The organism is Paraburkholderia sp. GAS33 (assembly GCF_050436645.1).
Lineage (GTDB): Bacteria > Pseudomonadota > Gammaproteobacteria > Burkholderiales > Burkholderiaceae > Paraburkholderia > Paraburkholderia phenazinium_B.
Window position 1 is genome coordinate 23,854 of the sequence record NZ_JBNDMP010000004.1, and the last position, 25,145, is coordinate 48,998.

General features: G+C 62.4%; 22 protein-coding genes. 3 read left to right on the plus strand and 19 right to left on the minus strand.

The genetic code is table 11. The annotated features are described in order from the left end of the window. Positions 1 to 5 precede the first annotated feature (5 nt). The gene (locus tag P3T24_RS13785) at positions 6 to 968 is read right to left on the minus strand and encodes a Ku protein (RefSeq protein ID WP_429435364.1); all 963 of its coding nucleotides are present in this window, start codon (positions 966 to 968) and stop codon (positions 6 to 8) included. Positions 969 to 1,202: 234 nt separating this feature from the next. Here P3T24_RS13785 and serB point away from each other — a divergent pair, with 234 nt between their 5' ends. After that, positions 1,203 to 2,042, plus strand: coding sequence for a phosphoserine phosphatase SerB (gene serB, locus P3T24_RS13790; protein WP_429435367.1), 840 nt, complete (start codon positions 1,203 to 1,205; stop codon positions 2,040 to 2,042). Positions 2,043 to 2,115: 73 nt separating this feature from the next. Here the strand turns inward: serB and P3T24_RS13795 are convergent, their stop codons facing one another. From P3T24_RS13795 to P3T24_RS13850, 12 genes are all read right to left on the minus strand, one after another. Then, positions 2,116 to 3,300 (minus strand): cystathionine beta-lyase, encoded by a 1,185-nt coding sequence (locus tag P3T24_RS13795; RefSeq protein WP_429435370.1) that lies wholly within the window; start codon positions 3,298 to 3,300, stop codon positions 2,116 to 2,118. 55 nt (positions 3,301 to 3,355) lie between these two features. Further along, positions 3,356 to 3,997, minus strand: coding sequence for a hypothetical protein (locus P3T24_RS13800; protein WP_429435372.1), 642 nt, complete (start codon positions 3,995 to 3,997; stop codon positions 3,356 to 3,358). 42 nt (positions 3,998 to 4,039) lie between these two features. Then, positions 4,040 to 5,224, minus strand: coding sequence for a beta-ketothiolase BktB (bktB, locus tag P3T24_RS13805; RefSeq protein WP_429435374.1), 1,185 nt, complete (start codon positions 5,222 to 5,224; stop codon positions 4,040 to 4,042). A 142-nt stretch (positions 5,225 to 5,366) separates the two neighbouring features. Further along, positions 5,367 to 6,302 carry a sugar kinase gene (locus tag P3T24_RS13810; protein ID WP_429435377.1) on the minus strand — a complete coding sequence of 312 codons (936 nt, stop codon included), beginning with the start codon at positions 6,300 to 6,302 and terminating at the stop codon, positions 5,367 to 5,369. Between the two features lie 3 nt (positions 6,303 to 6,305). After that, complete coding sequence (gene rimO / locus P3T24_RS13815; RefSeq protein WP_217272822.1) at positions 6,306 to 7,643, minus strand: 30S ribosomal protein S12 methylthiotransferase RimO; 1,338 nt, start codon at positions 7,641 to 7,643, stop codon at positions 6,306 to 6,308. 213 nt (positions 7,644 to 7,856) lie between these two features. Next, on the minus strand, positions 7,857 to 8,801 hold the full coding sequence (locus P3T24_RS13820; RefSeq protein WP_429407258.1) for a DUF3800 domain-containing protein: 945 nt from the start codon (positions 8,799 to 8,801) through the stop codon (positions 7,857 to 7,859). Positions 8,802 to 9,150: 349 nt separating this feature from the next. Then, the gene (gene phaR, locus P3T24_RS13825) at positions 9,151 to 9,729 is read right to left on the minus strand and encodes a polyhydroxyalkanoate synthesis repressor PhaR (protein ID WP_074264803.1); all 579 of its coding nucleotides are present in this window, start codon (positions 9,727 to 9,729) and stop codon (positions 9,151 to 9,153) included. Positions 9,730 to 9,866: 137 nt separating this feature from the next. Then, positions 9,867 to 10,607, minus strand: a complete 741-nt coding sequence (locus P3T24_RS13830; protein ID WP_074264804.1) for a 3-ketoacyl-ACP reductase — start codon at positions 10,605 to 10,607, stop codon at positions 9,867 to 9,869. Between the two features lie 181 nt (positions 10,608 to 10,788). Further along, a complete protein-coding gene (locus P3T24_RS13835) occupies positions 10,789 to 11,970 on the minus strand; it encodes an acetyl-CoA C-acetyltransferase (protein ID WP_429435380.1) in 1,182 nt (393 codons plus the stop codon). A 116-nt stretch (positions 11,971 to 12,086) separates the two neighbouring features. Then, a complete protein-coding gene (gene phaC, locus P3T24_RS13840; RefSeq protein WP_429436152.1) occupies positions 12,087 to 13,832 on the minus strand; it encodes a class I poly(R)-hydroxyalkanoic acid synthase in 1,746 nt (581 codons plus the stop codon). 536 nt (positions 13,833 to 14,368) lie between these two features. Further along, positions 14,369 to 15,235: a peptidoglycan editing factor PgeF gene (gene pgeF / locus P3T24_RS13845; protein WP_429435383.1), complete on the minus strand. Its 867-nt coding sequence runs from the start codon at positions 15,233 to 15,235 to the stop codon at positions 14,369 to 14,371. Further along, positions 15,232 to 16,521: an RluA family pseudouridine synthase gene (locus P3T24_RS13850; RefSeq protein WP_429435386.1), complete on the minus strand. Its 1,290-nt coding sequence runs from the start codon at positions 16,519 to 16,521 to the stop codon at positions 15,232 to 15,234. Before P3T24_RS13850 ends, pgeF begins: the two co-directional genes overlap by 4 nt. A 38-nt stretch (positions 16,522 to 16,559) precedes the next feature. Here P3T24_RS13850 and P3T24_RS13855 point away from each other — a divergent pair, with 38 nt between their 5' ends. Further along, positions 16,560 to 17,456, plus strand: a complete 897-nt coding sequence (locus P3T24_RS13855) for an outer membrane protein assembly factor BamD (RefSeq protein ID WP_074264809.1) — start codon at positions 16,560 to 16,562, stop codon at positions 17,454 to 17,456. Between the two features lie 179 nt (positions 17,457 to 17,635). Here P3T24_RS13855 and rlmD read toward each other — a convergent pair whose 3' ends face one another. The 6 genes from rlmD to surE all read right to left on the minus strand — a co-directional run bounded on the left by rlmD (position 17,636) and on the right by surE (position 23,967). Next, positions 17,636 to 18,991 (minus strand): 23S rRNA (uracil(1939)-C(5))-methyltransferase RlmD, encoded by a 1,356-nt coding sequence (rlmD, locus tag P3T24_RS13860; protein ID WP_429288508.1) that lies wholly within the window; start codon positions 18,989 to 18,991, stop codon positions 17,636 to 17,638. A 211-nt stretch (positions 18,992 to 19,202) separates the two neighbouring features. Continuing rightward, positions 19,203 to 19,979: a 3'-5' exonuclease gene (locus tag P3T24_RS13865; RefSeq protein ID WP_429407266.1), complete on the minus strand. Its 777-nt coding sequence runs from the start codon at positions 19,977 to 19,979 to the stop codon at positions 19,203 to 19,205. 4 nt (positions 19,980 to 19,983) lie between these two features. Further along, a complete protein-coding gene (rpoS, locus tag P3T24_RS13870; RefSeq protein WP_074264812.1) occupies positions 19,984 to 21,078 on the minus strand; it encodes an RNA polymerase sigma factor RpoS in 1,095 nt (364 codons plus the stop codon). A gap of 11 nt (positions 21,079 to 21,089) precedes the next feature. Next, positions 21,090 to 22,046 (minus strand): peptidoglycan DD-metalloendopeptidase family protein, encoded by a 957-nt coding sequence (locus P3T24_RS13875; protein WP_429407268.1) that lies wholly within the window; start codon positions 22,044 to 22,046, stop codon positions 21,090 to 21,092. Positions 22,047 to 22,051: 5 nt separating this feature from the next. Continuing rightward, positions 22,052 to 23,212, minus strand: a complete 1,161-nt coding sequence (locus P3T24_RS13880) for a protein-L-isoaspartate(D-aspartate) O-methyltransferase (RefSeq protein WP_429435389.1) — start codon at positions 23,210 to 23,212, stop codon at positions 22,052 to 22,054. Next, positions 23,209 to 23,967, minus strand: a complete 759-nt coding sequence (surE, locus tag P3T24_RS13885; protein ID WP_074266093.1) for a 5'/3'-nucleotidase SurE — start codon at positions 23,965 to 23,967, stop codon at positions 23,209 to 23,211. The genes P3T24_RS13880 and surE overlap by 4 nt, the downstream gene beginning before the upstream one ends. A gap of 149 nt (positions 23,968 to 24,116) precedes the next feature. On the opposite strand from surE, the gene P3T24_RS13890 reads away from it, so the two are divergent. After that, positions 24,117 to 25,091: an NADPH:quinone oxidoreductase family protein gene (locus tag P3T24_RS13890; RefSeq protein WP_429435392.1), complete on the plus strand. Its 975-nt coding sequence runs from the start codon at positions 24,117 to 24,119 to the stop codon at positions 25,089 to 25,091. Positions 25,092 to 25,145 lie beyond the last annotated feature (54 nt).

Consider the following 25,145-nt stretch of genomic DNA (forward strand, 5'->3'; position numbering starts at 1 on the left):
CAGGCTTACGCAGCGCTACGCTTGCGCGACGCAGCTTCTTTGCGCGAAGCCGCCGCGCGCGCGCCGGTGCTAGCCGCGCGGCGCGTCGTGCCAGTCTTGCGGCGTGGCGGCTCGGCCGCCTCCTCCGCATCATCGTCCTGCGCCGCAGACGCTCGCCCTCGCGTCTTGCCCTTGCCACGTCCGAGGCTGCGCTTGAGCAGGTCCGACAGATCGAGAATCTCGGCGGACTGACGCGATTCCTTGGGAGTTTCTACGTCGGTGACCTCTTCGGTCTTGCCCGCGCGAACCTTGCGGTCGACGAGCGCCATGATGTCGTCGCGGAACGTGTCGTGATAGGTCGACGGGTCCCAGCTGTCGCTCATGTCGTCGATCAGCTTTTTCGCCATATCGAGTTCGCGCGCGGTCACTCCCGCCTTCTTCGGGTCCTCGGACGGCAACTTCAATTCATTGTAGTCGCGCACTTCGTCGGCCCAGCGCAGTGTGTTGAGCGCAAGAACCGGCCCAACCGGAATCAGCGCCGCCAGATGCTGCTTGTTGTGCAATACCACGTTCGCGACGCCGATCTTGCCGGACGCCTTCAGTGCCTCGCGCAGCAACGCATAAACCTTCTCGCCCTTGCGGTCGGGCGCCAGAAAATATGGAGTGTCGAGATAGAGAAACGAAATCTCGGGGGCTTCGACGAACGCGAGGATATCGACGGTTTGCGTCGACTCCGGATTCGCCGAGCGGATTTCGTCATCGGACAGGACAACGTACTTATCCTTCTCGTACTCGAAGCCGCGGACGATGTTATCGCGCGTGACTTCCTTGCCGGTCCGCTTGTTGATCTGCCGGTAGCCGATGGGATCGATGGACCGCTTGTCGAGCAGATTGAAGCCGACTTTTTCCGACTGCGTGGCCGGATACAGTTGTACCGGCACGTGCACGAGGCCGAAGCTGATCGCGCCTTTCCAGATCATGTGTGACATCGTGCGCTCCACAAAGGCCGGGATCTTTGACGAAGCAGCAAGCGTGCCACGGAGGCACGGCCGTGGTGGGCCGCGCCAGTGCCCGTGCGGCCCGGCGGCACCTCTCTGGGCGCCCTGTAACTCTTGCGTAAGATCGGCAAAAGCTACGGTCGGGCGGCGCCGCGGGCGGCCTGCGCCGACCCGTTACAATAGCCAGATTTTCCGCGCGCGCCGCGCGCTCCTTCCTGCGTCGACATGAACCTCGTCATCCAAAGCCCCGCGCCGTTGTCCGCCGATCACCATAAGACGCTCATCGCGCTTGCGCGTGGCTCGCGCGCCACCGTCATCGATGCGTACGCCATCCGCATTGCCGACGCCAACCCCGCCCAGCGCGCCGATCTCGAGGTTTACTGCGACACGCACTCGCTAGACTTCGCGTTTGTCGAACCCAACCGGCACTTGCGGGACTTCGGCCTGGTGGCGATGGATATGGATTCGACGCTGATCACAATCGAATGCATCGACGAAATCGCCGATTTCTGCGGGCTGAAAGCCGAGGTTGCGGCGATCACCGAGGCGTCGATGCGCGGCGAAATCAAGGACTTCAACGAAAGCCTCACGCGCCGGGTAGCGCTGCTCAAGGGCCTCGACGCCAGCGCGCTGGAACGCGTGTACGACGAACGGCTGCGTCTCTCGCCGGGAGCTGAACAGATGCTCGCCGGGGCGAAGGCAGCGGGTCTGAAAACGTTGCTCGTGTCGGGCGGTTTCACGTTCTTCACGGACAGGCTGAAGGCCCGCCTGGGCCTCGATTTTACGCACGCGAATACGCTCGAAATCGTCGACGGCAAACTGACCGGCAACGTGACAGGCGAGATCGTGAACGCCGACGTCAAGGCGCGTACGCTGCGTGAGACCTGTGCCCAGCTCGGCATAGATCCGAACCGGGCGATCGCGATGGGCGACGGTTCGAACGACCTGAAAATGATGGCCGAGGCCGGGTTATCGGTCGCATTTCGTGCGAAGCCAGTGGTGCGCGAAGCGGCCAGCGTCGCGTTTAACCACGTTGGGCTGGATGGGGTGTTGCGGTTGTTTTGAGCTGCTTAAGACGTCGCAACGCGGTAAGTGCGACGATTCTTAAAAAGAACGCTTCATTCTCAGCAAGAGATACCTAGGCCAACGTACTCAAACTCTGCTCGATATCCGCGCGCAGATCGGCCTCTTCCTCCAGCCCGATATAGAAGCGCACTAACGTGCCTTGATGCGGCCACTGCGCCGCCGTCCGCATCGAAGCGATGTCGTACGGCACCACGAGGCTGTGCGCCCCACCCCAGCTCCAGCCGATCGAAAACAGCTCGAGCGACTCGCAGAACGTGTCGATTTGCGCCGGCGTGTAGCGGCCGTCGAACACGACCGAAAACAGTCCGCCCGCGCCGGTGAAATCGCGTTCGTAGAACTCGTGTCCCGGACAATCGGCAAATGCCGGATGCAGCACCGCCGCAATCTCGGGACGTGTCTTCAGCCACTTCGCCAGGGCGAGCGCGCTGCGGTCATGCTGCTCGAAACGCACCCGCATGCTGGGCAGGCTGCGCAGAATCAGCGAGCAGTCGTCCGCGGAGACGCCGATGCCCATGCGCATGCGCGCCGCTTTCAGCTTCAGATGCACGTCACGATCCACCGTGATGGTCGCGCCCATCAGCACGTCGCCACCACCCGACTGATACTTGGTCAGCGCCTGAAGCGAGATATCGACACCATGATCGAACGGACGGAACGCCAGTCCAGCGGACCAGGTATTGTCGATTGCCGTGATGACGTTGCGGGCACGCGCTGCCGCAGTGATCGCCCGGACGTCGGGCACTTCCATCGTCACCGAACCCGGCGCTTCGAGCCAGATCAGGCGCGTATTGGGCTGGATCAGGTCCGCAATCCCCGCGCCGATCAACGGGTCGTAATAACGTGCCGTAATGCCGAAATCGCGCGCCAGCCAATCGCCGTGCTCGCGGTTCGGCGAATACACGTTGTCGGGGATCAGGACGTCGTCGCCCGCCTTGACGAGGCCAAAGTAGACGTTGGAGATCGCCGACAGTCCCGACGGCTGCAACAGCGCATGATTGCCGCCTTCGATCGCGGCGAGCCGCTGCGCCAGCACGAGGGAGGTCGGCGTCGCATGCAGGCCGTAGCGCCACTGGCCGTCGTTGCGCCAGTCGCACGCGCGCATCGCGGCGAGATCGGGAAACACGACCGTCGATGCGCGCGCCACCGGCACCGTGAGCGATTCGAAGCCCGGTGTGACCTGGTCTTCAGCGCGCACGATGCGGGTTTGCAGGCTGCGCTTTGGTTTGGATTGAGTCATGGTGATTTCGCGTAGAGGCAAAACAGAACGGATAGCGCGTGCCGCAGCACAGCGCCTAGTCGCCTGTCGACAGGTTGTTCACCCCGTTCACCGTATGCGCGCCATTCGGGGCTGCGGCAGCCGGAGCGGCGGGTGCGGCCGGGGTGGCAGCAGCACCGCCAGCGGCCGGCGGCGCCGTTTGCGCAGCTGCAGCAGGAACAGGTTGTCCCGCAGCCAGCGGACGCAAGTCGAACGGCTGCGGATCCGAATCGTCGACATTCATCCGGTCGCCCGCCACCGAACCGTCGGCAGCAAACTTGCCAACCCAGTTGCCGGTGATATGGGTACCGTCGTTCGACTCTTCCACTTCGAGGGTATCGCCGTCGCGATCCCCCGCGATCAGGATCACTTCGCCCGTGTCGGTGTACTGATATTCACCATGCACGCCCGACGGATCGTCGGTCTTCGGTCCAAGGCGTAGCACGATCTGGCGCGAGCCAAGCGTGCCCACCAGGCGCGGAAACTTTGCAAACTCCGGGCTCGGCCTGAGCGGCAACTGGATCGGCGGCGGCGCGGCGAGTTCCTTGACCGCATCGCTTTGTGCCCAGACCTGGGCAGGCATCAAGACGCTCGCACCAGCCAGCAGCAGCACCGCCGCAGTACCGGAGACCCAGCCGCGCAAAGAGGCGGCGTTCTTCATTGCTTTCGATTCCAGCATCGTTCCTTTCCTGTTGCTCGAGGCGAGGCGCTACGCCTCGCGTCAAATCCGCTCGAAGATCGCCGCGATGCCCTGGCCGCCGCCGATGCACATCGTCACGAGCGCGTAACGCCCGCCAATGCGCTGCAGTTCGTAGAGCGCCTTCACGGTAATCAGTGCGCCGGTCGCGCCGATCGGGTGGCCGAGCGAAATGCCGGAGCCGTTCGGATTGACCTTCGCGGGATCGAGTCCAAGTTCCTTGCTGACCGCACACGCCTGTGCGGCAAATGCTTCGTTGGCTTCGATGACATCAAGATCGGCGACCGTCAGGCCGGCCCGTTCGAGCACCTTGCGGGTAGCCGGCACCGGGCCGATACCCATATAGGCCGGATCGACGCCCGCGTGCGCGTACGCGACCAGACGTGCCAACGGCTGCACACCGCGCTGCTCCGCGACGCTGCGCTCCATCAGGACAACCGCAGCGGCCGCGTCGTTGATACCGGACGCGCTGCCGGCAGTGACCGAGCCGTTTTCCTTCGCAAACACCGGCTTCAACTTCGCAAAGTCTTCCGCCGACGGATTCACGCGAACGTGTTCATCCTGCTCGAACACGACGTCACCCTTCTTCGATGCAATCGTGACCGGCAGAATCTGTTCCTTGAAATACCCGTTCGCGATAGCGTGGGCGGCACGACGATGCGATTCGAGCGCGAGCGCATCCTGGGCTTCACGCGTGATGCCGTATTTTTGCGCGACGTTCTCAGCCGTCACGCCCATGTGGATGCCCTGGAACGGATCGTTGAGCGCGCCCAGCATCATGTCGACGAGACGCGCATCGCCCATGCGCTGGCCGAAGCGCGCAGCGGGCATCACGTACGGCGCGCGGCTCATGTTTTCAGCACCGCCGCCGATGGCGATATCCGCATCGCCGAGCAGCACGCTCTGCGCGGCGGAGACGATCGCCTGCAGACCGGAACCGCACAAGCGGTTCACCGTCAACGCAGGCGTATGCTGCGCGACGCCGCCGTTCAGCGCCGCGACGCGGGCCAGATACATATCCTTCGGTTCGGTGTGAACCACGTTGCCGAACACGACGTGGCCCACTTCGTCGCCCGACACCTTCGCACGCGACAACACCTCACGCACCACGCGTGCGCCGAGATCGGTCGGCGAGAAGTCTTTGAGGCTGCCACCGAAGTCGCCAATTGCCGTCCGTACCCCGCTTACCACTACGACGTCCCGTTGCATTGCTCGCTCCTCCTACTCTCTGATTCACTGATGGTGATCTGGATTGCCACTATTTCAACGACGGTCGCGGACCGCCTGGTTCGTTGTCGACGCGTCCAGGTGCTCTCGTGCAGATCACGCGCATACGTGCGAGAGAGACGCCTTAAACCGCCTCGGCCAACGCCTGCTCGACCATCGCACGATGGGGAATCGGCGCCACCGCGCCGTAGCCTTGCGTGGACAATGCCGCCGCCACGTTGGCATAGCGCGCCGCGGCAAACGGATCGTCACCCGCGACGATGCGGGCGATAAACGCACCGCCGAAACAATCGCCAGCACCGGTCGCATCGACGGCGTTCACGACGTGACCCGGCACGAGGCGGCGCTCATCCGGCGTGGCCACATAAGCGCCCTGCTTGCCGAGCTTGAGCGCTACCACGCGGGGCCCGAGCGCCAGCAGATAATCGACGATCTCGTCGCGGCCAGTGAGCCCCGTCAGCTCAGTGACATCGTCCCAGCTTGGGAGACAGATATCCGTGTAGCGAATCGCTTCGGCCATCACCGCACGCGCTCGCGCGAGCGGCCACAGCTTGAGACGCAGGTTGGTATCGAAACTGACACGCACACCGTTCGCGCGAGCGTGGCCGATTGCCGCGAGAGCGGCATCGCAGGCACTTACGCTGATGGCGAGACTGATGCCGGACAGATGCACCACCTGGGCCGCGGCAATCGCGTCAAGCGGCAAATCCCGTGGGGCGTAACGACTCGCGGCCGAACCGGCACGCAGATAATCGAACTGATGCCCGTCCGGGCCGTGCGAGACAAAATAGACGCCGGTGGGCGCGTGGCTATCGACCTTCACCATCGACGTAGCGACCGACTCGCACTGCCACAGATCGAGCAGCAGACGCCCGAAATGATCGTCGCCAACTGCCGACACAAAGCCCGTTGTCGCACCTTGACGAGCAGCCGCGACGCAGAAGTTCGAGGTGTCGCCGCCAAACCCCTGCAGATAATTCGGCTCGTCCTTCGACGCCTGGTTGAATTCGACCATTGCCTCGCCGAGCGCGAGGACTGCCGGGCTCGCGGACGTAGGCATGGCTTACACCTCGCCCCACAGATCGTGGCCATCCGCACCGCTGATCTTCACCGAGACAAAATCGCCGACCTTGTAGCGCTTCGAGGCCTTGGTGGTGGGCGCGATATACACGACCCCGTCGATCTCCGGCGCATCCGCTGCCGTGCGGCCGATGCCGCCATCGGTATTGATCTCGTCGACCAGCACCTTCAGCGTCTTGCCGACCTTGCGGGCGATGCGCTTCGCCGACACTTCCTCGGCGACTTCCATGAAACGCGCGCGGCGTTCTTCACGCACTTCGTCGGGCAACGCACCGTCCAGTTCGTTGGCCGTGGCGCCCTCAACCGGCGAGTAAGCAAAGCAGCCAACCCGATCCAGCTCTGCTTCGCGGATGAAATCGAGCAGCGTCTGGAAATGCTCTTCGGTCTCACCAGGAAAGCCGGCGATGAACGTGCTGCGGATGGTCAGGTCCGGACACATCTCGCGCCATGCGCGCACGCGCTCAAGCACTTTTTCGGCATTGGCCGGGCGCTTCATACGCTTGAGCACCTCGGGATGGGCGTGCTGGAACGGTACATCGAGGTACGGCAGCACGTGGCCTTTGAACGGGCCTTCGGCCATCATCGGGATCACTTCGTCGACGCTTGGGTACGGATACACATAGTGCAGGCGCACCCAGGCGCCGTATTGCGCAGCCAGTTCGCCGAGTGCGCCGACCAGATCGGTCATGCGCGTCTTGATCGGCTTGCCGTTCCAGAAACCGGTGCGGTACTTCACGTCCACGCCATATGCACTCGTGTCCTGCGAAATCACCAGCAGTTCCTTCACACCGGACTTGAACAGGTTTTCAGCTTCGAGCATCACGTCAGCGACCGGACGCGACACGAGGTCGCCGCGCATGGACGGGATGATGCAGAACGTGCAGCGATGGTTGCAGCCTTCGGAAATCTTCAGATAGGCGTAGTGGCGCGGCGTGAGTTTCACGCCCGCAGCAGGCACGAGATCCACGAACGGGTCGTGCGGCTTCGGCAGGTGGTTATGGACCGCCTGCATCACTTCGCCCAGCGCATGCGGACCGGTGACGGCCAGCACCTTCGGATGCACCTCTTCGATCAGGCCCGAGCCGCTCGCGCTCTTCTTCGCGCCGAGGCAACCGGTGACAATCACCTTGCCGTTTTCGGACAGCGCCTCGCCGATGGCGTCGAGGCTTTCCTGGACCGCTTCGTCGATGAAGCCGCAGGTGTTGACGACGACCAGATCGGCGCCGTCATAGGTCCCCGAGATCTCGTAACCTTCGGCGCGCAGTTGCGTGATGATCTGCTCGGAGTCGACGAGCGCTTTCGGGCAGCCGAGGGAGACCATGCCGATTTTAGGAGCAGATCCCGCCTTCGCCTTTGATTCCAAATGGTTTTTCACTGATACACCGTACTTGTGGGGGTCGTGGCGCACCGCGCCGCGAAGGCACTATTCTACCGTGCCATGTGCCCTCGACGTCCCCTCGTCGGAATATGACCGCGACGCTGAAGCGGGTCGTGAAATGCAACACCCGGTAAAGCCGGGCCGCCGCGGCGATGCCTAAGCTAATGCGGCCGTGCTGGCCGTTGCCTCGTCGTCGCCTTTCTCAACTCGGTCTGCGTCCACCGCCGCATGCCATTCGACACCCAGGCCGTGCAGCGGCACATGGACCGGAGTCTGAACTGGCGGCACCACAAAGAGATCGGCCGACGAACGCTTCTGGTGTTTGTCGGACACCCAGACGCTCCAACCTGCGTCGACCTTAAATTGAAGCTTTTTCAGACGCTTGCTGTAGCGGCGACGAGCGACAAGATCGCGCCCATTCACATGGACTCCCGAGACGTGGCCAAAACAGTAAACCGATGACGCGATCGGGAAGATAAGCGCGCTGCACAAGACATCTGTGAGCTGGAGACCGACGTGGTTGTTACTCACACCGAACGTCGGCAACTCGATCACACGGTCAAATGGATCGCCTTTCGCCCGGTACTTTTGAGTAAAAATCGAATGCGCAACCTGGTCGTTCAGTTGCGTAGTCCTGAAGTCGGCAATCACAAAACCTTGCGAGTCCTTGTGCTTCAGGAACGACTGGAAGGCCTTGCATGCATACTGCACCGATTGAGTATAGGTCTCGCGCGACTTGAACGGCATGGCTACACCCTTTATCCAGACCGACGCGAGAACCCGACAGCTGTAGCGCTCAAGCAGTCCCAACGTATCGTCGATAAACCGCAATTGCGTTCGGGCTTTATGGCCTTTCTTCCGGATCGCACTTCGAAGATCAGAGCCCTTGACCTCTTCTCGCACGTCGTCGAGTAGATGAGGCGAAGTGAACGACCCCGGGAAGTACGTGCGCTTCAACGTGAGAAACTCACGCGTGAGGAGCGGGAGCGCCTCTTGATGAACGACCAGTCCTGCGACTACAAGCAAAGGCTGAATATCCGTTTTCCTCGCGGGCAAAGGCGCACTGCATCCTGCCTCGTCGATGTAACAGATATACGACACTTTTGCCCCCGGAAATGAAAACAGCCGCTTTGAGCGGCTGTTTGGCGGCGTATCGCCGTATTTGTCGCCAGGTTGCCCCGTTCGACGATTGATTGAGCTACGGCCCAATCATTTGGAAAATGGTAAGCCCTCGACGCAGCGGCGTCAATCCCTCCGATTGGCCAACCGCCTCTACGTTTGCTCCACGAATCCCGCAGTTTTATTCTTTGGCGTGACCGCGCGAGCGCACGCCGAAACAAACACCGGATCATGCATTGTCTCGCTCGTCACATCGCCGGCGCAGTCAACCAGCTTTGCCGCTCAACCAGCAGCTATCGCCAGCGCTACGCTAATCCAGGCGCCTCGCCCCCTACTTCTTCTCCGGCTCCGGATCCGTCTGCGGATTGGCCGGCGTAAACGGGAACGTGCTGAACATCGACTTGGCCTGGTTCTGCATCTGCTCCTGCATCTGCACGAACATGTTCTTCGACTGCTCGATATAGCTGGTCATCATGCCCTGCATCATCGGCGCCTGCATGTTCATAAACTGCGACCACACCTCGGGGTTCATCGCCTTGCCTTCATACAGGTTCTTCGACTGGTCGGCGAGCTTGGCCTGAATGTCGATGAACGCCTGAATGTTCTTCTCGAGATACGTGCCCATCATCCCCTGCATCGCGTGTCCGTAGAAACGGATGATCTGTGAGAGCATCGACGACGAGAACATCGGCAAACCGCCGCTCTCTTCTTCCAGAATGATCTGCAACAGAATGGCGCGCGTCAGATCCTCGTTGCTCTTGGCATCGATGACCTTGAAATCCTCCTGGTCCAGCACGAGCTGCTTGACGTCCGTCAGCGTGATGTACGTGCTTGTCTCGGTATCGTAGAGCCGACGGTTCGGATATTTCTTGATGAGTCGTTCGGCAGTTTTCTTTGTAGTAGTGGTCATTTAACGCCTTTGAGCGCCATTGAAGCGCAGAAACGGCGCTGTCGCATCCGCAATCGGGCCATGATTGCAGATGCGAGACGCCGCCGGAAAAACCTGAACCATGTGGCGCCCCGTCTTGCGACAGAGCACCTCACGGATCAGCCCATGTGCAGACCGCCATTCAGCGAGAAATCGGCTCCCGTAGAAAAACCCGATTCGTCCGACGCGAGCCACGCTACGATCGAACCGATCTCATCCGGCTGGCCAAGACGGCGCACCGGAATCGTCGCAACGATCTTTTCCAGCACATCGGGACGGATCGACTTGACCATATCCGTGCCGATGTAGCCAGGCGAAACGGTATTGACCGTCACACCCTTGGTGGCGACTTCCTGAGCCAGCGACATCGTGAAACCGTGAATGCCGGCCTTTGCCGTCGAGTAGTTTGTTTGCCCGAACTGGCCCTTCTGCCCGTTCACCGACGAGATGTTGATCACGCGCCCAAAGCCGCGCTCGACCATACCATCGATCACCTGCTTGGTGACGTTGAACAGACTCGTCAGGTTGGTGTCGATCACCGCAGTCCAGTCTTCATGCGTCATCTTGCGGAACACGACGTCGCGCGTGATGCCCGCGTTGTTGACCAGCACGTCGATTTCGCCGACTTCGGCCTTCACCTTGTCAAACGCCGCCCGCGTCGACTCCCAGTCGCCCACATTGCCTTCCGAGGCGATGAAGTCGAAACCGAGTGCCTTCTGCTCTTCGAGCCATTTGACCCGGCGGGGCGAGTTCGGGCCACAGCCTGCGACGACCTTGAAGCCTTCCTTATGAAGACGTTGGCAAATGCTCGTGCCGATGCCGCCCATCCCGCCCGTTACATACGCAATTCGCTGTGCCATAAACCACACTCCATTATCGTTTTTCCGAGGCGCCGACCGGCAGCCTCTTTCCTCGCCTTTACTGCATCATCTCCGTTGCCGCCGGGCGACCGGCCGGCGAGGCCGTCATACACCGCGCGCCGCTTCACCCCTCACCGCGGATGAAGCGCCCGCGCGGCAATCCTGCTCCGGGCAGGCGCGCTCAGAACCGCTCGACTGCCAGCGCCACGCCCATGCCGCCGCCGATACACAGCGACGCCAGACCCTTCTTCGCATCCCGCTTCTGCATTTCGTGCAGCAGCGTGACGAGAATCCGGCAACCGGACGCGCCGATCGGATGGCCGATCGCAATCGCGCCACCGTTCACGTTGATCTTCGAGGTGTCCCAGCCCATTTGCTGATGCACGGCGAGCGCCTGCGCAGCAAACGCTTCGTTGATCTCCATCAGATCGAGATCGGCCGGAGTCCAGCCCGCGCGTTCGAGGCAACGGCGCGACGCCGGCACCGGGCCCATACCCATCACCTTCGGATCGACGCCGGCGTTGGCGTAGGCCTTGATGCGTGCCAGCGGCGTGAGGCCGAGCGCTTCGGCTTTCTTGGCCGACATCACGAGCACCGCGGCGGCGCCGTCGTTCAGGCCCGACGCGTTAGCTGCCGTCACCGTGCCTTCCTTCGAGAAAGCAGGCTTCAGACTGGCGAGCGACTCGGCGGTCACGCCGTGGCGCACGAATTCGTCGGTGGCAAAACGCAGCGGCTCGCCCTTGCGTTGGGGAATCTCGACCGGCACGATTTCGTCGTCGAAACGGCCCGACTTCTGCGCGGCTTCCGCCTTGTTCTGCGACAGCGCCGCAAACGCGTCCTGCTGCTCGCGAGTGATGCCGTATTCCTTCGCGACGTTCTCTGCCGTGACACCCATGTGGTACTGGTTGTACACGTCCCAAAGGCCGTCGACGATCATGCTGTCGATCAGCTTGGCATCGCCCATGCGGAAGCCATCACGCGAGCCCGGCAGTACGTGCGGTGCGGCGCTCATGTTTTCCTGGCCGCCGGCCACCACGATGTCGGCGTCGCCCGCGATGATGGCGTTGGCCGCCAGCATCACAGCCTTCAGACCCGAGCCGCAGACCTTGTTGATCGTCATGCCGGGCACCGCCAACGGTAGCCCCGCCTTGATCAGCGACTGACGCGCCGGGTTCTGGCCGGAACCGGCCGCGAGAACCTGCCCCATGATGACTTCGCTGACCTGCTCGGGCTTCACGCCCGCGCGCTCGAGTGCAGCGCGAATCACGATGGCGCCGAGATCGGGTGCAGCGGTTTTCGCCAGCGACCCACCGAATTTACCCACTGCCGTACGCGCGGCCGATACGATCACTACATCAGTCATTTCAATTTCCTCCGGACGCTACGGCCAGTTGCTCCGCCGCCCGTCAAGTTAAAAATCCATTCAACTGCTCAACGCCGCTCGCGTCCCATACCGACTCACTAACCGAACCCCGCGTGTCACTCTTTTTGCATCACATAGCGCCCGGGCGCTGCCTCGATCACCGGATGCTCGGCCGAGCCCGCTGTAGCGCGCGCCTTGACCTTCTTGCCGCCATACTGATCGAGCCAGCGGGTCCACTCGGGCCACCAGCTGCCCGGTACTTCCTCGGCCTGATCGAACCAGTCGTCCGGACTCTCCGGCAAGCTCTTGTCTTCTGCCTTGAGCACCCAGTAATTGCGCTTGTTCTTGGCCGGCGGGTTGATCACACCCGCGATATGTCCCGAGGCACCGAGCACGAACTCGAGCGGCCCGCTCAGCAACGGCACCGAAGCATAGGCCGTGCGCCACGGCACGATATGGTCTTCCCGTGAGCCGTAGATGAAGGTCGGCACATCGATCAGCGACAGGTCCACCTTCTCGCCGCAGACAGTCAATGCATTCGGTTCGCGCAGACGATTCTCGAGATACGTGTTGCGCAGGTACCAGACGTACATCGGCCCGGGCAAGCTGGTCGAGTCGCTGTTCCAGTACAGCAGGTCGAACGGCATCGGCGTGCGGCCCTTTAGATAATTGTCGACGACGTAGTTCCACACCAGATCGTTCGGGCGCAGGAACGAGAACGCGTTGGCGAACTCGATGCCGCGCATCAGACCCGGTTGCGTGCCGTTCTTGCCGCCGATAGTCTGCTCGCGCATCTGCACATGCGCTTCGTCGACGAACACATCGAGCACACCCGTGTCGGAGAAATCGAGCATCGCGGTGAGCAGCGTCATCGAGGCAGCGGGATGTTCGCCGCGTGCCGCGGCGACCGCGAGCGCCGTGGCAAGCATCGTGCCGCCGACACAAAAGCCGAGCGTGTTGATCTGCTCGCGTCCACTGATCTGACGCACGGTCTCGATGGCGGTGAGCACACCTTCGTCGGTGTAATCGTCCCACGTCTTATGCGCAATCGATGCATCCGCATTGCGCCACGAAATCAGGAACACCTGGTGCCCCGACTCAAGCCCGTGAGCGACCAACGAATTCTCCGGTTGCAGATCGAGGATGTAGAACTTGTTGATGCAAGGCGGCACGATCAGCAACGGCCGCTCGCGCACGCTCGCCGTGCGCGGCTTGTACTGGATCAACTGGATCAGGTCGTTCTCGAACACGACCGATCCTTCAGTGTTCGCGAGATTCCTGCCGACCACGAAACTCGATTCGTCGGTCTGCGAGATCTTGCCGCGTTTCAGATCGCTCAACAGATTGCTGACGCCTTGACGCAAGCTTTCACCTCGACTCTCGAGCAACGTCTTCTGCGCTTCCGGATTCAATGCGAAGAAGTTGCTCGGCGAGGTGGCTGCAGTCCATTGCTGAACCGCGAAGCGGATGCGCTCGCGCACCTTCGGTTCGGTGTCGAGCGCTTCGACCAGTTCCTGCAGATAACGCGCGTTAAGGAGATACCATGCGGCCGTGAATGCGTAGGCCGGCGCGGCACTCCACGCATCTGAACTAAAACGGCGGTCTTTGAGTTCGGGGGCTTTCGACTTCGAGTCCGCCGATTGCTGAAGCAACTGCATCGCTTCACGCGAATAGTCGGCTTGCAGTTTCTGCAGACGCTCCGCAGGAATCGCCGCAGTAGGCAACTTCAGACCGGCAAACTGGCCCATGGCTGCGGCCGCGTTGCTGAAGTCGGGCATGGCCGGCATAGCAGGCATCTGCGGCATCTGAAAGGCCGCAGCCTGACCCGCGCCAGGCACACCGAGCGAGCGCCATGCATTCATCCACGCATCGAGTAACTGCTGCGCACCGGCTTGCTGCTGGGTACGCTCCGCTGTGGAGTCCGTGCTTGAGGAAGTCGAGGATTGTGATGCTGCCATACCTGCTTTTGACCGGTGAGTCCTCGCGGACGGTTGAGAGGCAGGTTTCTAGCGCACGTGGGCGATTGCTCGCGACCTCGTCACGCCCTGTCCCGTGTGTGGGGGACATTCTTGCTCCCCATCGCAAGGCATGTCAATGCTTGTTCCCGATTTTGCCGCAGTGCGATATTTTTTTAATTATCGTTTTCCCCATGTATTTCATTGCACTAATGGAATGCCCTTGAACGAATCGACAGGAAATGTAAAAGGCCCGTATTACAGGGCCTTTTTATGCATTTAACGCTGGACGTGACAACGATTTTCAGCCGGCTCGATTGCACGCAGGTTAACCGGCGCATGCACTTCCGGCGACGCAACAAATAATCATGCCCTGCCCCCCGAACAAACCCTGATGTATACCGCTCGCCGCGGCTGCCACGGGCATGAATAAGCCGGTATCGTCAGTCGGCAAGCCAGATCATCGCGGCCATACGGCCTGTTATGCGATCGCGCCGGTATGAATAAAAACGCTCGCGTTCGGTCACCGTGCAGAGATCGCCGCCGCTAATCTGCGTCACGCCGAAACGTTGCAGGCGCAAACGTGCCAACGCGGGAAGATCGGCGAGATATTTACCGGGTGAATCGGGACGCGGCACAAATGCCTGAGCGGTGGCTTCGCGTTGCGAACCGTCGACATCGTTCATGAAGGCGTCACGCACGTCTGCCCCGACCTCGAATGCGGCTGGCCCGATCGACGGGCCCAGATATGCGTGTAGTGAGCCGGATTGCGCACCCGCCAACCCGGCCACACGCTGGGCGGTCTTTTCGACCACGCCCGCAGCGAGGCCGCGCCATCCCGCGTGCGCGGCGCCCACCGCGCGGCCTTCGGCATCGCATAACAGGACGGGCATGCAATCGGCGATCATCACGACGCAGATCGTGCCCGGCCGGTTCGTCACGCTGGCGTCGGCGCGGACGAGCGGCGCGCCTGCGCGGGCCTGCTCGAGCACTTCGTGCGCGTCGACCACTTCCGCGCCGTGGATCTGTTCGAGCCAAGCCGGCTCGGCACCGTCGGTCAACACCCGCAGACGGGCACGGTTCTCGACGACGCATAACGGATCGTCGCCAGCCAGCCGGCCGAGATTCAGGCCACCCGGCCGATCGACGCCGTCGCTCCAGCGGCCATATGGCGGCAAGCTGACGCCGCCGTTGCGCGTGGTCACCAGCGCGCGCACGCGCGGCGGCGCCTGCCAGCCGGGTTGAAACACGTCGGCCCGGGTCAGCTCCGGGAAAGCGGATGCAGACGGTGTCGATTCAGGCTGGTTCATGCGCGGTCGTCCTCATCGTTGCCATCGTCGTCACCGTGCTCATGGTCGTCAGCTTCGTCGTCTTCGTCAGCTTCGTCCTCGTCGTCGAGAAATGCTTCGTAACCTTCCGCTTCCTCGTCTTCGTAATATGACTCGTCGAACTCGCCCGCCTCGTCACGGCCAAGTCCAAGCGCTGCGGACAGCGCCGCCATGTCTTCCGGCACCTCGGCGCGCCACTGCATGTCACGTCCTGTCCGCGGATGAATCAGCCCGAGGCGCCACGCATGCAGCGCCTGGCGCGCAAAGCCGTCCGGCAAAGGCGTGACCGAACGCTTGCCGCGCGCGCGACCATAAACCGGGTCGCCGAGCAACGGATGACCAATGTGCGCGCAATGCACACGAATCTGGTGGGTCCGCCCGGTTTCGAGATCGCAGTGGATCGCCGACACGGGCTGCCGCTGCCAGATAGCTGTGTCGACACGCCGGAAATGGGTGCGTGCGGGTTTGCCCGCAGCACTCGTGACCACCGCCATGCGGGTGCGCTCGCGCGGATCGCGGCCGATCGGCGCATCGATGGTGCCCTCATCAGGCATGTTGCCCCACACGAGCGCGAGATAGCGGCGCTTGACGGTACGCGCCTGCAGTTGCCGTACGAGGTCGGTCTGCGCTTCGAGCGTGCGCGCCACCACCATCAAGCCCGAGGTTTCCTTGTCGAGACGGTGCACGATGCCGGCGCGCGGCAAACCGGACGCCGCCTCGCCGTAGCGGTGCAGCAAGCCGTTCAGGATGGTGCCACTCCAGTTGCCGGCAGCCGGGTGCACGACCATGCCGGCGGGCTTGTTGATGACGACCAGGGTGTCGTCCTCATAGACCACGTCGAGCGGTACGGGCTCGGGCGTGAACGCAAGTTGCTCAGGCAGCAGGTCGGGCACGAGCTCGATCTGCGCGCCGAGCGGCACCGGTTTGCGGATCTTCGCGGGCTCGCCATCCACCAGCACGCGCTCCGCCTCGATCCAGCTTTGCAGACGGTTGCGCGAAAACTCCGGAAATACCTTGGCGAGCACCTTGTCGAGCCGCTCGCCGGCCAGTTCGTCGGGCACGGTCACTACGCGAGGCGTGTTGTCCACGGCTTTGCTGGCCACCGTCGGCACCTCGCTCCCGGCCTGATGGGGCACGAGCGCGTCGCCGTCAAGATCGTCATCTAACGAATCACTACCCAACGCGTCGGAGGGGTCAGCGCTTGGGCTATAATCTTTGTTGCTATTCCGGGCCCCTGCAGAGGGATCCGGATTATTTGATCGGGTCATTGAGTCTGGGTCACCTGGACGTAAAGCTAGACTGGAAAATGCGAGCCTTGAACACCATTACTGAATCGGCCCAAAAGACGGCGGCCTACAAGACGGCAGCCCAGACGACAGTCTGGACGACTGTCCGACGCATGGCCTCCCGGGTGGCACGGTATTTTGCGTGCGCCGCGGCCATTGCGATTGTGGCGGCCTGCCATGGCCTGCCGGAAAAGACCGATGAAACGGCTACCTGGCCGAACGCCAAATTATATACGGAGGCACAGGACTCCCTGTCCAACAAGGACTGGGGCAAGTGTGCGAAATACTTCGAAATGCTTGAGGGTCGCGATCCGTTCGGTCACTTCGCCCAGCAGGCGCAGATCAACGTGGCCTACTGTAACTGGAAAGACAGCGAGAACGACGCAGCCAATCAGGCTATCGACCGCTTCATCCAGTTGCACCCGGATCATCCGGATATCGCCTACGCGTATTACCTCAAGGGCATGATCAACTTCAACGACGACCTCGGTCTGTTCGGCCGTTTCTCCGGCCAGGACATGAGCGAGCGCGATCCGAAGTCGCTGCGCGAGTCGTATGACGCGTTCAAGGTGGTGGTGGACAAGTATCCGAACAGCAAGTACGCACCGGATGCTGCACAACGCATGCGCTACATCGTGAACGCGCTGGCGTCGCACGAAGTCCATGCAGCGGATTACTACTACCGTCGTGGTGCGTATGTCGCGGCAATCAACCGTGCGCAGCTTGCCATCAAGGATTACCGCAATGCGCCCGCGATCGAAGACGCACTGCACATCATGATGCTGTCGTATGAAAAGCTGAACCAGCCGCAACTGGCCGACGACACGAAGCGCATTCTGGCGGGCACGTTCCCGGACAGCCCGTACATCACCGGCCATGCGCGGCCTGGCACGGAAAAATCGTGGTGGCAGTTCTAAGCCGCATGCCTTGCGAGCGGCGCCGGATCTGATCCAGATCCACGCGTGATGAAAAAACGCCATGACTTTAAGGTCATGGCGTTTTTGTTTGTGCTTTTCGTTTGGTTCGTACAGCTGGATTATGCTGGCGTCCGGAGCGCGTTTGCGCCGGTGCAACGCAAGGCCAGCCGGTCATCAGGTCAGTCGCGCTCGAACAGCGCAATCGACTCCACATGCGAGGTATGCGGGAACATGTTGACCACGCCCGCTCCCTTGAGCCGGTAGCCTGCCTCGTGCACGAGCAGACCCGCATCGCGAGCGAGCGTCGACGGATTGCAGGATACGTAGACGATGCGCTTCGGCAGCGGACCATGACCGCTCTGCGCAATTTCAGCCAGTGCTTTCGATACCGCCAACGCGCCTTCACGCGGCGGATCGATCAGAAATTTATCGAAATGACCGAGCGCGCGCATATCGTCGGCGGTGACTTCGAACAGGTTGCGGCAGGCGAACGACGTGTGCCCTGCCACGCCGTTTTCCCCGGCATTCGCCAGTGCTCGTGTGGTGAGCACTTCACTGCCCTCGATCCCCACGACTTCCTTCGAAATCCGCGCAAGTGGCAACGTGAAATTGCCGATACCGCAGAACAGATCGAGCACGCGATCGGTACGCGAGGGCGCCAGCAGACGTAGCGCACGCCCCACCAGCACGCGGTTGATCTGGTGATTGACCTGCGTGAAATCAGTCGGCTTGAACGGCATGCGGATGTCGTACTCCGGCAGCGTATAGTCGAGCCGGGCGTCGAGCGGATAGAACGGCACCACTGAGTCCGGCCCCTGCGGTTGCAGCCAGAACTGCACGTTGTGGGCATCGGCAAACTCTCGCAGCAGTTGTTCGTCGGCCGCGTTGATTGGCTCCAGAATGCGCAGGACCAGCGCCGTCACGGTTGAACCAACTGCCAGTTCGATCTGCGGCATACGCTCTCGAATCGACAGCCCTTCGACCAGCCGGCGCAACGGCACCAACATCGCCGAAACATGCGGCGGCAGCACCTCGCAAGAAGTCATGTCGGCGATAAAGCTGCTCTTGCGTTCGTGAAACCCAACCAGCACACCGCCCTTCTTCGCCACGTGCCGCACGGTAAGACGCGCCCGATAGCGATATCCCCACGACGGACCGTGAATCGGCCGGTACACCGTTTCGGGCCGCAGCTTCGCCAGATGCGCGAGATTGTCTTCGAGCACGCGCTGCTTCACGGCGATCTGCGCGCGTACATCGAGGTGCTGCATGGAACAGCCTCCGCAGGTGCCGAAAAACTGACACTGCGGTTTGGTGCGAAGCACGCTCTCGCGCAGCACGTCGATCACTTCGGCCTGTTCGAAGCTCGGCTTCCTGCGATAGCTCAAATAAGTGACGCGTTCGCCAGGCAATGCGCCCTCGACGAAAATCACCTTGCCCGGCGTACCGTCTTCGTTGACGGTCCGGCCTACGCCACGCGCTTCCATGTCGAGCGATTCGACTTCGAGAATCGGGGCGATAACAGGCACAACGGACACACCCGCCTCGGCGGACGCTTTCTTCTTGCCTCTGGACGAACGGTTCGAGGCACGATGGGGGGCACTCTGAGACACCTGCGGCTTCCTGACAGACTATTGGGGGAAGGCGAGATTGTAGACGAACCGCAACCGGCGACGCCGATTCGACGTTGCGGACGATCAACGCAACGCCCGCCTAGGACGCCACGCCGCCGCTGGCTGGCGCACGCTGCTATTGATCGAACGCCGCCAGATACTCGGCCCAGTGCGACGCCGGTTCCAGTGCGAGCGAGCTTTTCACGAGAGCGATTTCGTCCGCGTATTCCTCAGCGGAGAAACCGCCACGCATCAACTGGAAGCGGCAGTACAGCAGATAGGTGTTGACGACGTCCGTCTCGCAGTAATTGCGGATTTCTTCGATCCGTCCATCCTGAAACGCGTGCCAGACCTGGCTGCCGTCCATGCCGAGCTTGCCGGGAAAACCGCACATTTTTGCGAGCGCATCGAGCGGTGCGTTGGCGCGTGTCTGGTACATCGCCAGCACGTCCATCAGGTCCGTGTGGCGCGCATGATAGCGGCTGATGTAGTTGTTCCACTTGAACTCGCGATCGTCCTCGCCAAGGTCCCAGAAACGGTTCGCAGGAATCCCGTTGACCAGCGCGCGATAGTTCAGCACCGGCAAATCGAAGCCGCCGCCGTTCCACGAAACGAGTTGCGGCGTGTACTTCTCGATCACGCGGTAGAACGACTGCACCAGCGCCGCTTCGCCGTCTTCCAGCGTACCGAGCGAGCGCACCCGAAAACCGTTGTTGTCGCGAAACACACAGGAAATGGCCGCGATCCGTTGCAGATGGTGCGGCAGGAAATCGCTGCCGGTTTTTTCGCGGCGCGCGGCAAAGGCGTGCTCGGCGACTTCGGCATCGGTCAGCGTGGCGGGCAAATCGTCGAGGCGGCGAATGCCGGCAACATCGGGAATCGTCTCGATGTCGAAAACAAGAATCGGTGTCATCAGTTTATAAAACGGCGTCCTTACGCACACCGTTAGAGGCAAAGAAGCGCTTCAGGCGAACCAGGGCTTCCTGCTGGATCTGGCGCACACGCTCGCGCGTGAGGCCCATTTCGTCGGCCAGCTCTTCGAGCGTGGCCGGCTCGATATGATTGAGGCCGAAGCGGCGCTCGATTACGTGACGGTGCTTGTCGGACAAACGGGCCAGCCACGCGCGCGTCAGGGTTTCCAGTTCGCGGTGCTGTACCTCGGCGTCCGGCGACTGGCTCTGATCGTCGGACAGCAAATCGAGCAGGCTGCTGGCCGGATCGAGATCGAGCGGTGCGTCGAGCGAAGCGGTGTGTTCGTTCAGCGCGAGGATATCGGTGACTTCGTCGGTGGTCTTGCCGGTCAGATACGCGATGTCGTCGATGCTGGCGTCGCGGCGGTCGGCTGCGTCGCCGGAGTTCATCGAGTTCTTCTCCAGATGGCGCTTGGCGCGCAGCACCTGGTTGAGTTCGCGAATCACGTGCACCGGCAGGCGCACGGTGCGAGCCTGATTCATGATGGCGCGCTCGATGCTCTGACGGATCCACCAGGTAGCATAAGTAGAAAACCGGAAGCCACGCGTAGGATCGAACTTCTCGATGGCGTGCATCAGGCCGAGATTGCCCTCCTCGATTAGATCGAGCAGCGGCACCCCGCGGTTCAGATAACCTTTCGCGATACTGACGACGAGTCGCAGATTGCGCTCGATCATCACCTGGCGTGCCTCGAACTCGCCCGCTTTGGCCAGACGCGAGTAGCGTTGCTCCTCTTCCACCGTCAGCAGCGGCTTTACACTGATCCGGTTCAGGTAATGCTGAATCGTGTCAGCCGTGAGTTCGGCTTGCAGCAGCGCACGGAAATCGTCGGCGTCGGGCGCCGCGTCGCTGGCGCCCTCGCGCGTTTCGCCGGGCTCGTCCGCACCGGCCTGGCGCTCGTCCTGATCGCGCGCGTTATCGAGGTCGTCAACGCTATCGTCTTCGACCTCCGAAGCGACGCCGTCCTCCACCGTGACATGCGTGGCGCGGCTGATATTCTCAGACTCGGCTTGCGGCGGGCGGCGCTTCGATTTCGGCATGGTCGTATCGCTTATTGCGGCGGCAAATACTTCAGTGGGTCGACAGGTTTGCCCTGCCGGCGAACTTCGAAATGCAACATCACACGGTCCGAATCGCTATTGCCCATTTCGGCGATCTTCTGCCCCTTGGTTACCGCGTCTCCCTCTTTTACCATCAAAGCGCGGTTATGTGCATACGCCGTCAGATAAGTTGCATCATGCTTGATGATAATGAGATTGCCGTAACCGCGCAGCCCATTTCCAGCATAAACGACGCGCCCATCCGCAGCCGCTTTCACCGGATCGCCGGCAGCCCCGCCGATATTGAGGCCCTTGTTGGTCGAATCGTCGAACGTGCCGAGGATCGGACCGCGCACCGGCCAGGCAAACGCGAGACTGCTCGCGGGCGCTGCGCTCGCGTCGCCGGTGTCGCTCGCGCCGTTCTGCGGCGGGACCGACGGCGCGTTCGGACCAGCGCCGTAGGTCGGCGGCGGCGGCGCGATACCAGCCGGACCGCCTTGGCCGGGAGCCGGGTTCGGTCCAGGCGCAGGCGAGCCGCCGAGCGGCGCGGTCTGCACGCCGCCACCCACGATCGGCGCGGTAGCCACGCCCGGCGTCAGCGCGGCGACGTTCGCGCCCGGAGGCGCGACCCGCAGCAACTGATCGACCTCGATCTGGTTCGGGTTGGTCAGGTTGTTCCACGTCGCGATATCGCGATAATTCTGACCGTTCTCGAGAGCGATCCGGTAAAGCGTATCGCCCGGCTTCACCCGGTAATAGCCCGGAGGCGGCGGCCCCAGCGGCACCGGCGCCGCAGGCTGCTGCGCGGACTGGGTACCGAGGTCGCCGGATTTATCGACAACCGGCGCGTTATCGAGCCGAGTCGCACAGGCCGTCAACAGGGAGAGCGCGACCACGCACACGCTACGCTGGGCTACGGTCAGGTGGACATTCAGGCTTTTTATTTGCATCGCGCGCAACATACTCATCGGTTTCAGATCACTCCGGATTTTAAGGGTACAAAGAAAACGCGATCAAGCCTCGACTCGCGCCACTGCGCGGGTCCGGTGCGCTCGACGAGCGTAAGCACCTGCTGCGTCTGCCCATCCTGCGTACCGACCGGCGCGACGAGGCGCCCGCCGATAGCAAGCTGCTCGAGCAACGCCTGCGGCACGTCGAGCCCGGCCGCTGCGATCACGATCGCATCGAAGGGCGCGGCAGCCGGCAGTCCGATACGTCCGTCCCCGTAGTGCAGCCGGATATTCGGAATGCGCAGCGGACGCAGATTTGTCTTGGCGCGCTCGTAGAGCGGTTTGATGCGTTCAATCGAATAAACATCGCGTGCGACCTGGCTCAGCACAGCCGCCTGGTAACCGCAGCCCGTGCCGATCTCGAGCACGTTGTTAAGCGTGCGGCCGGCGGCGGCCAGTTCGATCATCCGGGCGACCACGGACGGCTTGGAGATGGTCTGATGGTGACCGATCGGCAAAGCCGCATCCTCATAAGCCTGGGGCGCGAGGCCCGGGTCTACGAACATATGGCGCGGCACCACCGACATCGCATGCACCACGCGCTGATCGGTAATTCCGTTTGCCCGCAGGCGTTCGACCATGCGTTCGCGAACCCGTTCCGAAGTCAGCGCGAGTGCACCGTTCAAGGCCACATTGGGTGCGCCGGCGCTTCGTTCCAAAGGTCGCAGTGTGACGGGCTTCGGCGGCGCGGCACGGTTGGCGAGCGTCGAAGCGGCGAGCACGGCGCCAGATTTGCTGCCGGCCGATGGCGCTGCCTTGGCGACGGGTTTGGCTACGACCGGCTTGGGCGCCGCTGGCGCAGCTTTGACGGCCGGTTTCGCAATGGGTTTGGCTACAACCTGCTTGGCTACGATCGGCTTGGCCACCGCTGGCGCCGCTTTGGCGACCGGCTTCACGACAGGTTTAACGACGACGGCGGCCGCCGCCTTGGCCGGCTGACCCGGAGCACGATTGCCCGCCGCCTCACCGCGCGCCGGCGTCTTCGCCCGCGCACCGTTTGCACGGTCGGTCGCGGCGGCGAGATTCGCCGCGCGCACTTCGCCGGGGCGCCCTTCGGGCCGACGCGGCTCGCGCACGAGATCCTCGAGGCCAAGCGGAAAGCGCTTTGCGCGCTCCTGGGTCATGAAGCGCCGCTCCCGGCGCGTAGCCACTCGCGCGTCGCGGGCAACATGGCGGTATGAGTCAGATCGAGTTGCAGCGGCGTGATCGACACATGGCCGTTGGCGACGGCGTGGAAGTCGGTACCTTCGCTGGCATCGCGCGCGCTGCCCGACGGCCCGATCCAGTAGATCGGTTCGCCGCGTGGGTTGGTCTGCGGTATTACCGGCTGCGACGGATGCCGCTTGCCGAGACGGGTGACCTGCCACTCGCCGATCTGCTCGTACGGCAGATTGGGAATGTTGACGTTGAGCAACGGGTTCCCGGGCAGCGGATGCTCGAGATAATGGGCGACGATTTCCGCGGCGACACGGGTCGCGGCGTCGAGATGTCCCCAATCCTTGTCGACCAGCGAAAATGCGATCGCCGGTACGCCGAACATGATGCCTTCGGTGGCCGCAGCAACCGTTCCGGAGTACAGCGTGTCCTCACCCATGTTCTGGCCGTTGTTGATACCGGAGACGACCAGATCGGGCCGATGGTCCAGCATGCCGGTCAGCGCGATATGCACGGAGTCGGTCGGCGTGCCGTTCACGTAGTAGAACCCCGTCGACGAGCGCAGCACGGACAGCGGCCGCGACAGCGTCAACGAGTTCGACGCGCCGCTGCAGTTCTGCTCCGGCGCCATTACAGTGACATCGGCAAATGCCTTCAACGCCTCGTAAAGCGCAGCAAGGCCGGGCGCCAGATAACCGTCGTCGTTGCTGAGTAGGATTCGCATGCGGCGATTGTAACCGAGGAAAGAAGACGCGCGAACGACACTCCAGGCATCGCGCATCAGGTATGTCACACAAGGTAAAAACGCACGATCGTTCGGCTTGATTTACACTTCAGAATACCCGGGTGAACCCCGATCGAAATGGAGACACAATGCGCGCGATTCGCTGTATTCAGTACGGGCCGCCGGAGAGCCTTGCGGTAGTCGACCTGCCCGACCTCGAGCCTCAGGCTGGCGAGGTGGTGATCGACGTCAAGGCGGCCAGCGTCAATTTTCCCGACGTGTTGATCATCGAGAACAAATACCAGTTCAAGCCGCCGCTGCCGTTCACTCCGGGCTCGGAAGTCGCCGGTATCGTGCGCGCGGTCGGCGCCGGAGTAACCCAGTTCCAGCCGGGTGCGCGGGTGGTGGCGTTCACGGGCCAGGGCGGTTTCGCTGAGCAGGCCGTGGCGCCCGCAGCGGCTTGCGTGCCGCTTGCCGCGGGCATCGACTTTTCGGTCGCGGCGGCTTTCACGCTCGCCTATGGGACGTCGCACCACGCGGTGGTCGATCGTGGCGCGTTAAAGGCCGGCGAAACGATGCTGGTGCTAGGAGCGGCGGGCGGCGTGGGGCTAGCGGCCGTGGAGATCGGCAAGGCGCTCGGCGCACGCGTGATCGCGGCGGCCTCTTCCGACGAGAAACTCGCCATCTGCGTCAAGCACGGCGCCGATGCGACCATCAACTACAGCACCGAGGACCTGCGCGAGCGCATCAAGGCGCTGACCGACGGCAAAGGGCCGGACGTGATCTACGATCCGGTCGGCGGGATCTACGCCGAACCGGCGTTTCGCAGTATCGGCTGGCGCGGCCGTTATCTCGTCGTGGGATTTGCCAACGGCGAAATTCCAAAGCTGCCGCTCAACCTGACTCTGCTGAAGGGCGCGAGCGTCGTCGGCGTGTTCTGGGGCGATTTCGCGAAGCGCGAGCCGCAGCGCAACGCGGCGGCGTTCAAGGAAATGACTGGCTGGATCGGTGAAGGCAAACTGCGCCCGTATGTGTCGGCGCACTATCCGCTGGAGGAAACCGGGCGGGCGCTGCGTGAAATGGCCGAACGCCGGGTGGTCGGGAAGATTGTGATTACGCCGTAGGTGTTGGTGCAGCGTTTGCTCGTCGAACATCAACGACGGCTCGAAAAAACGGCG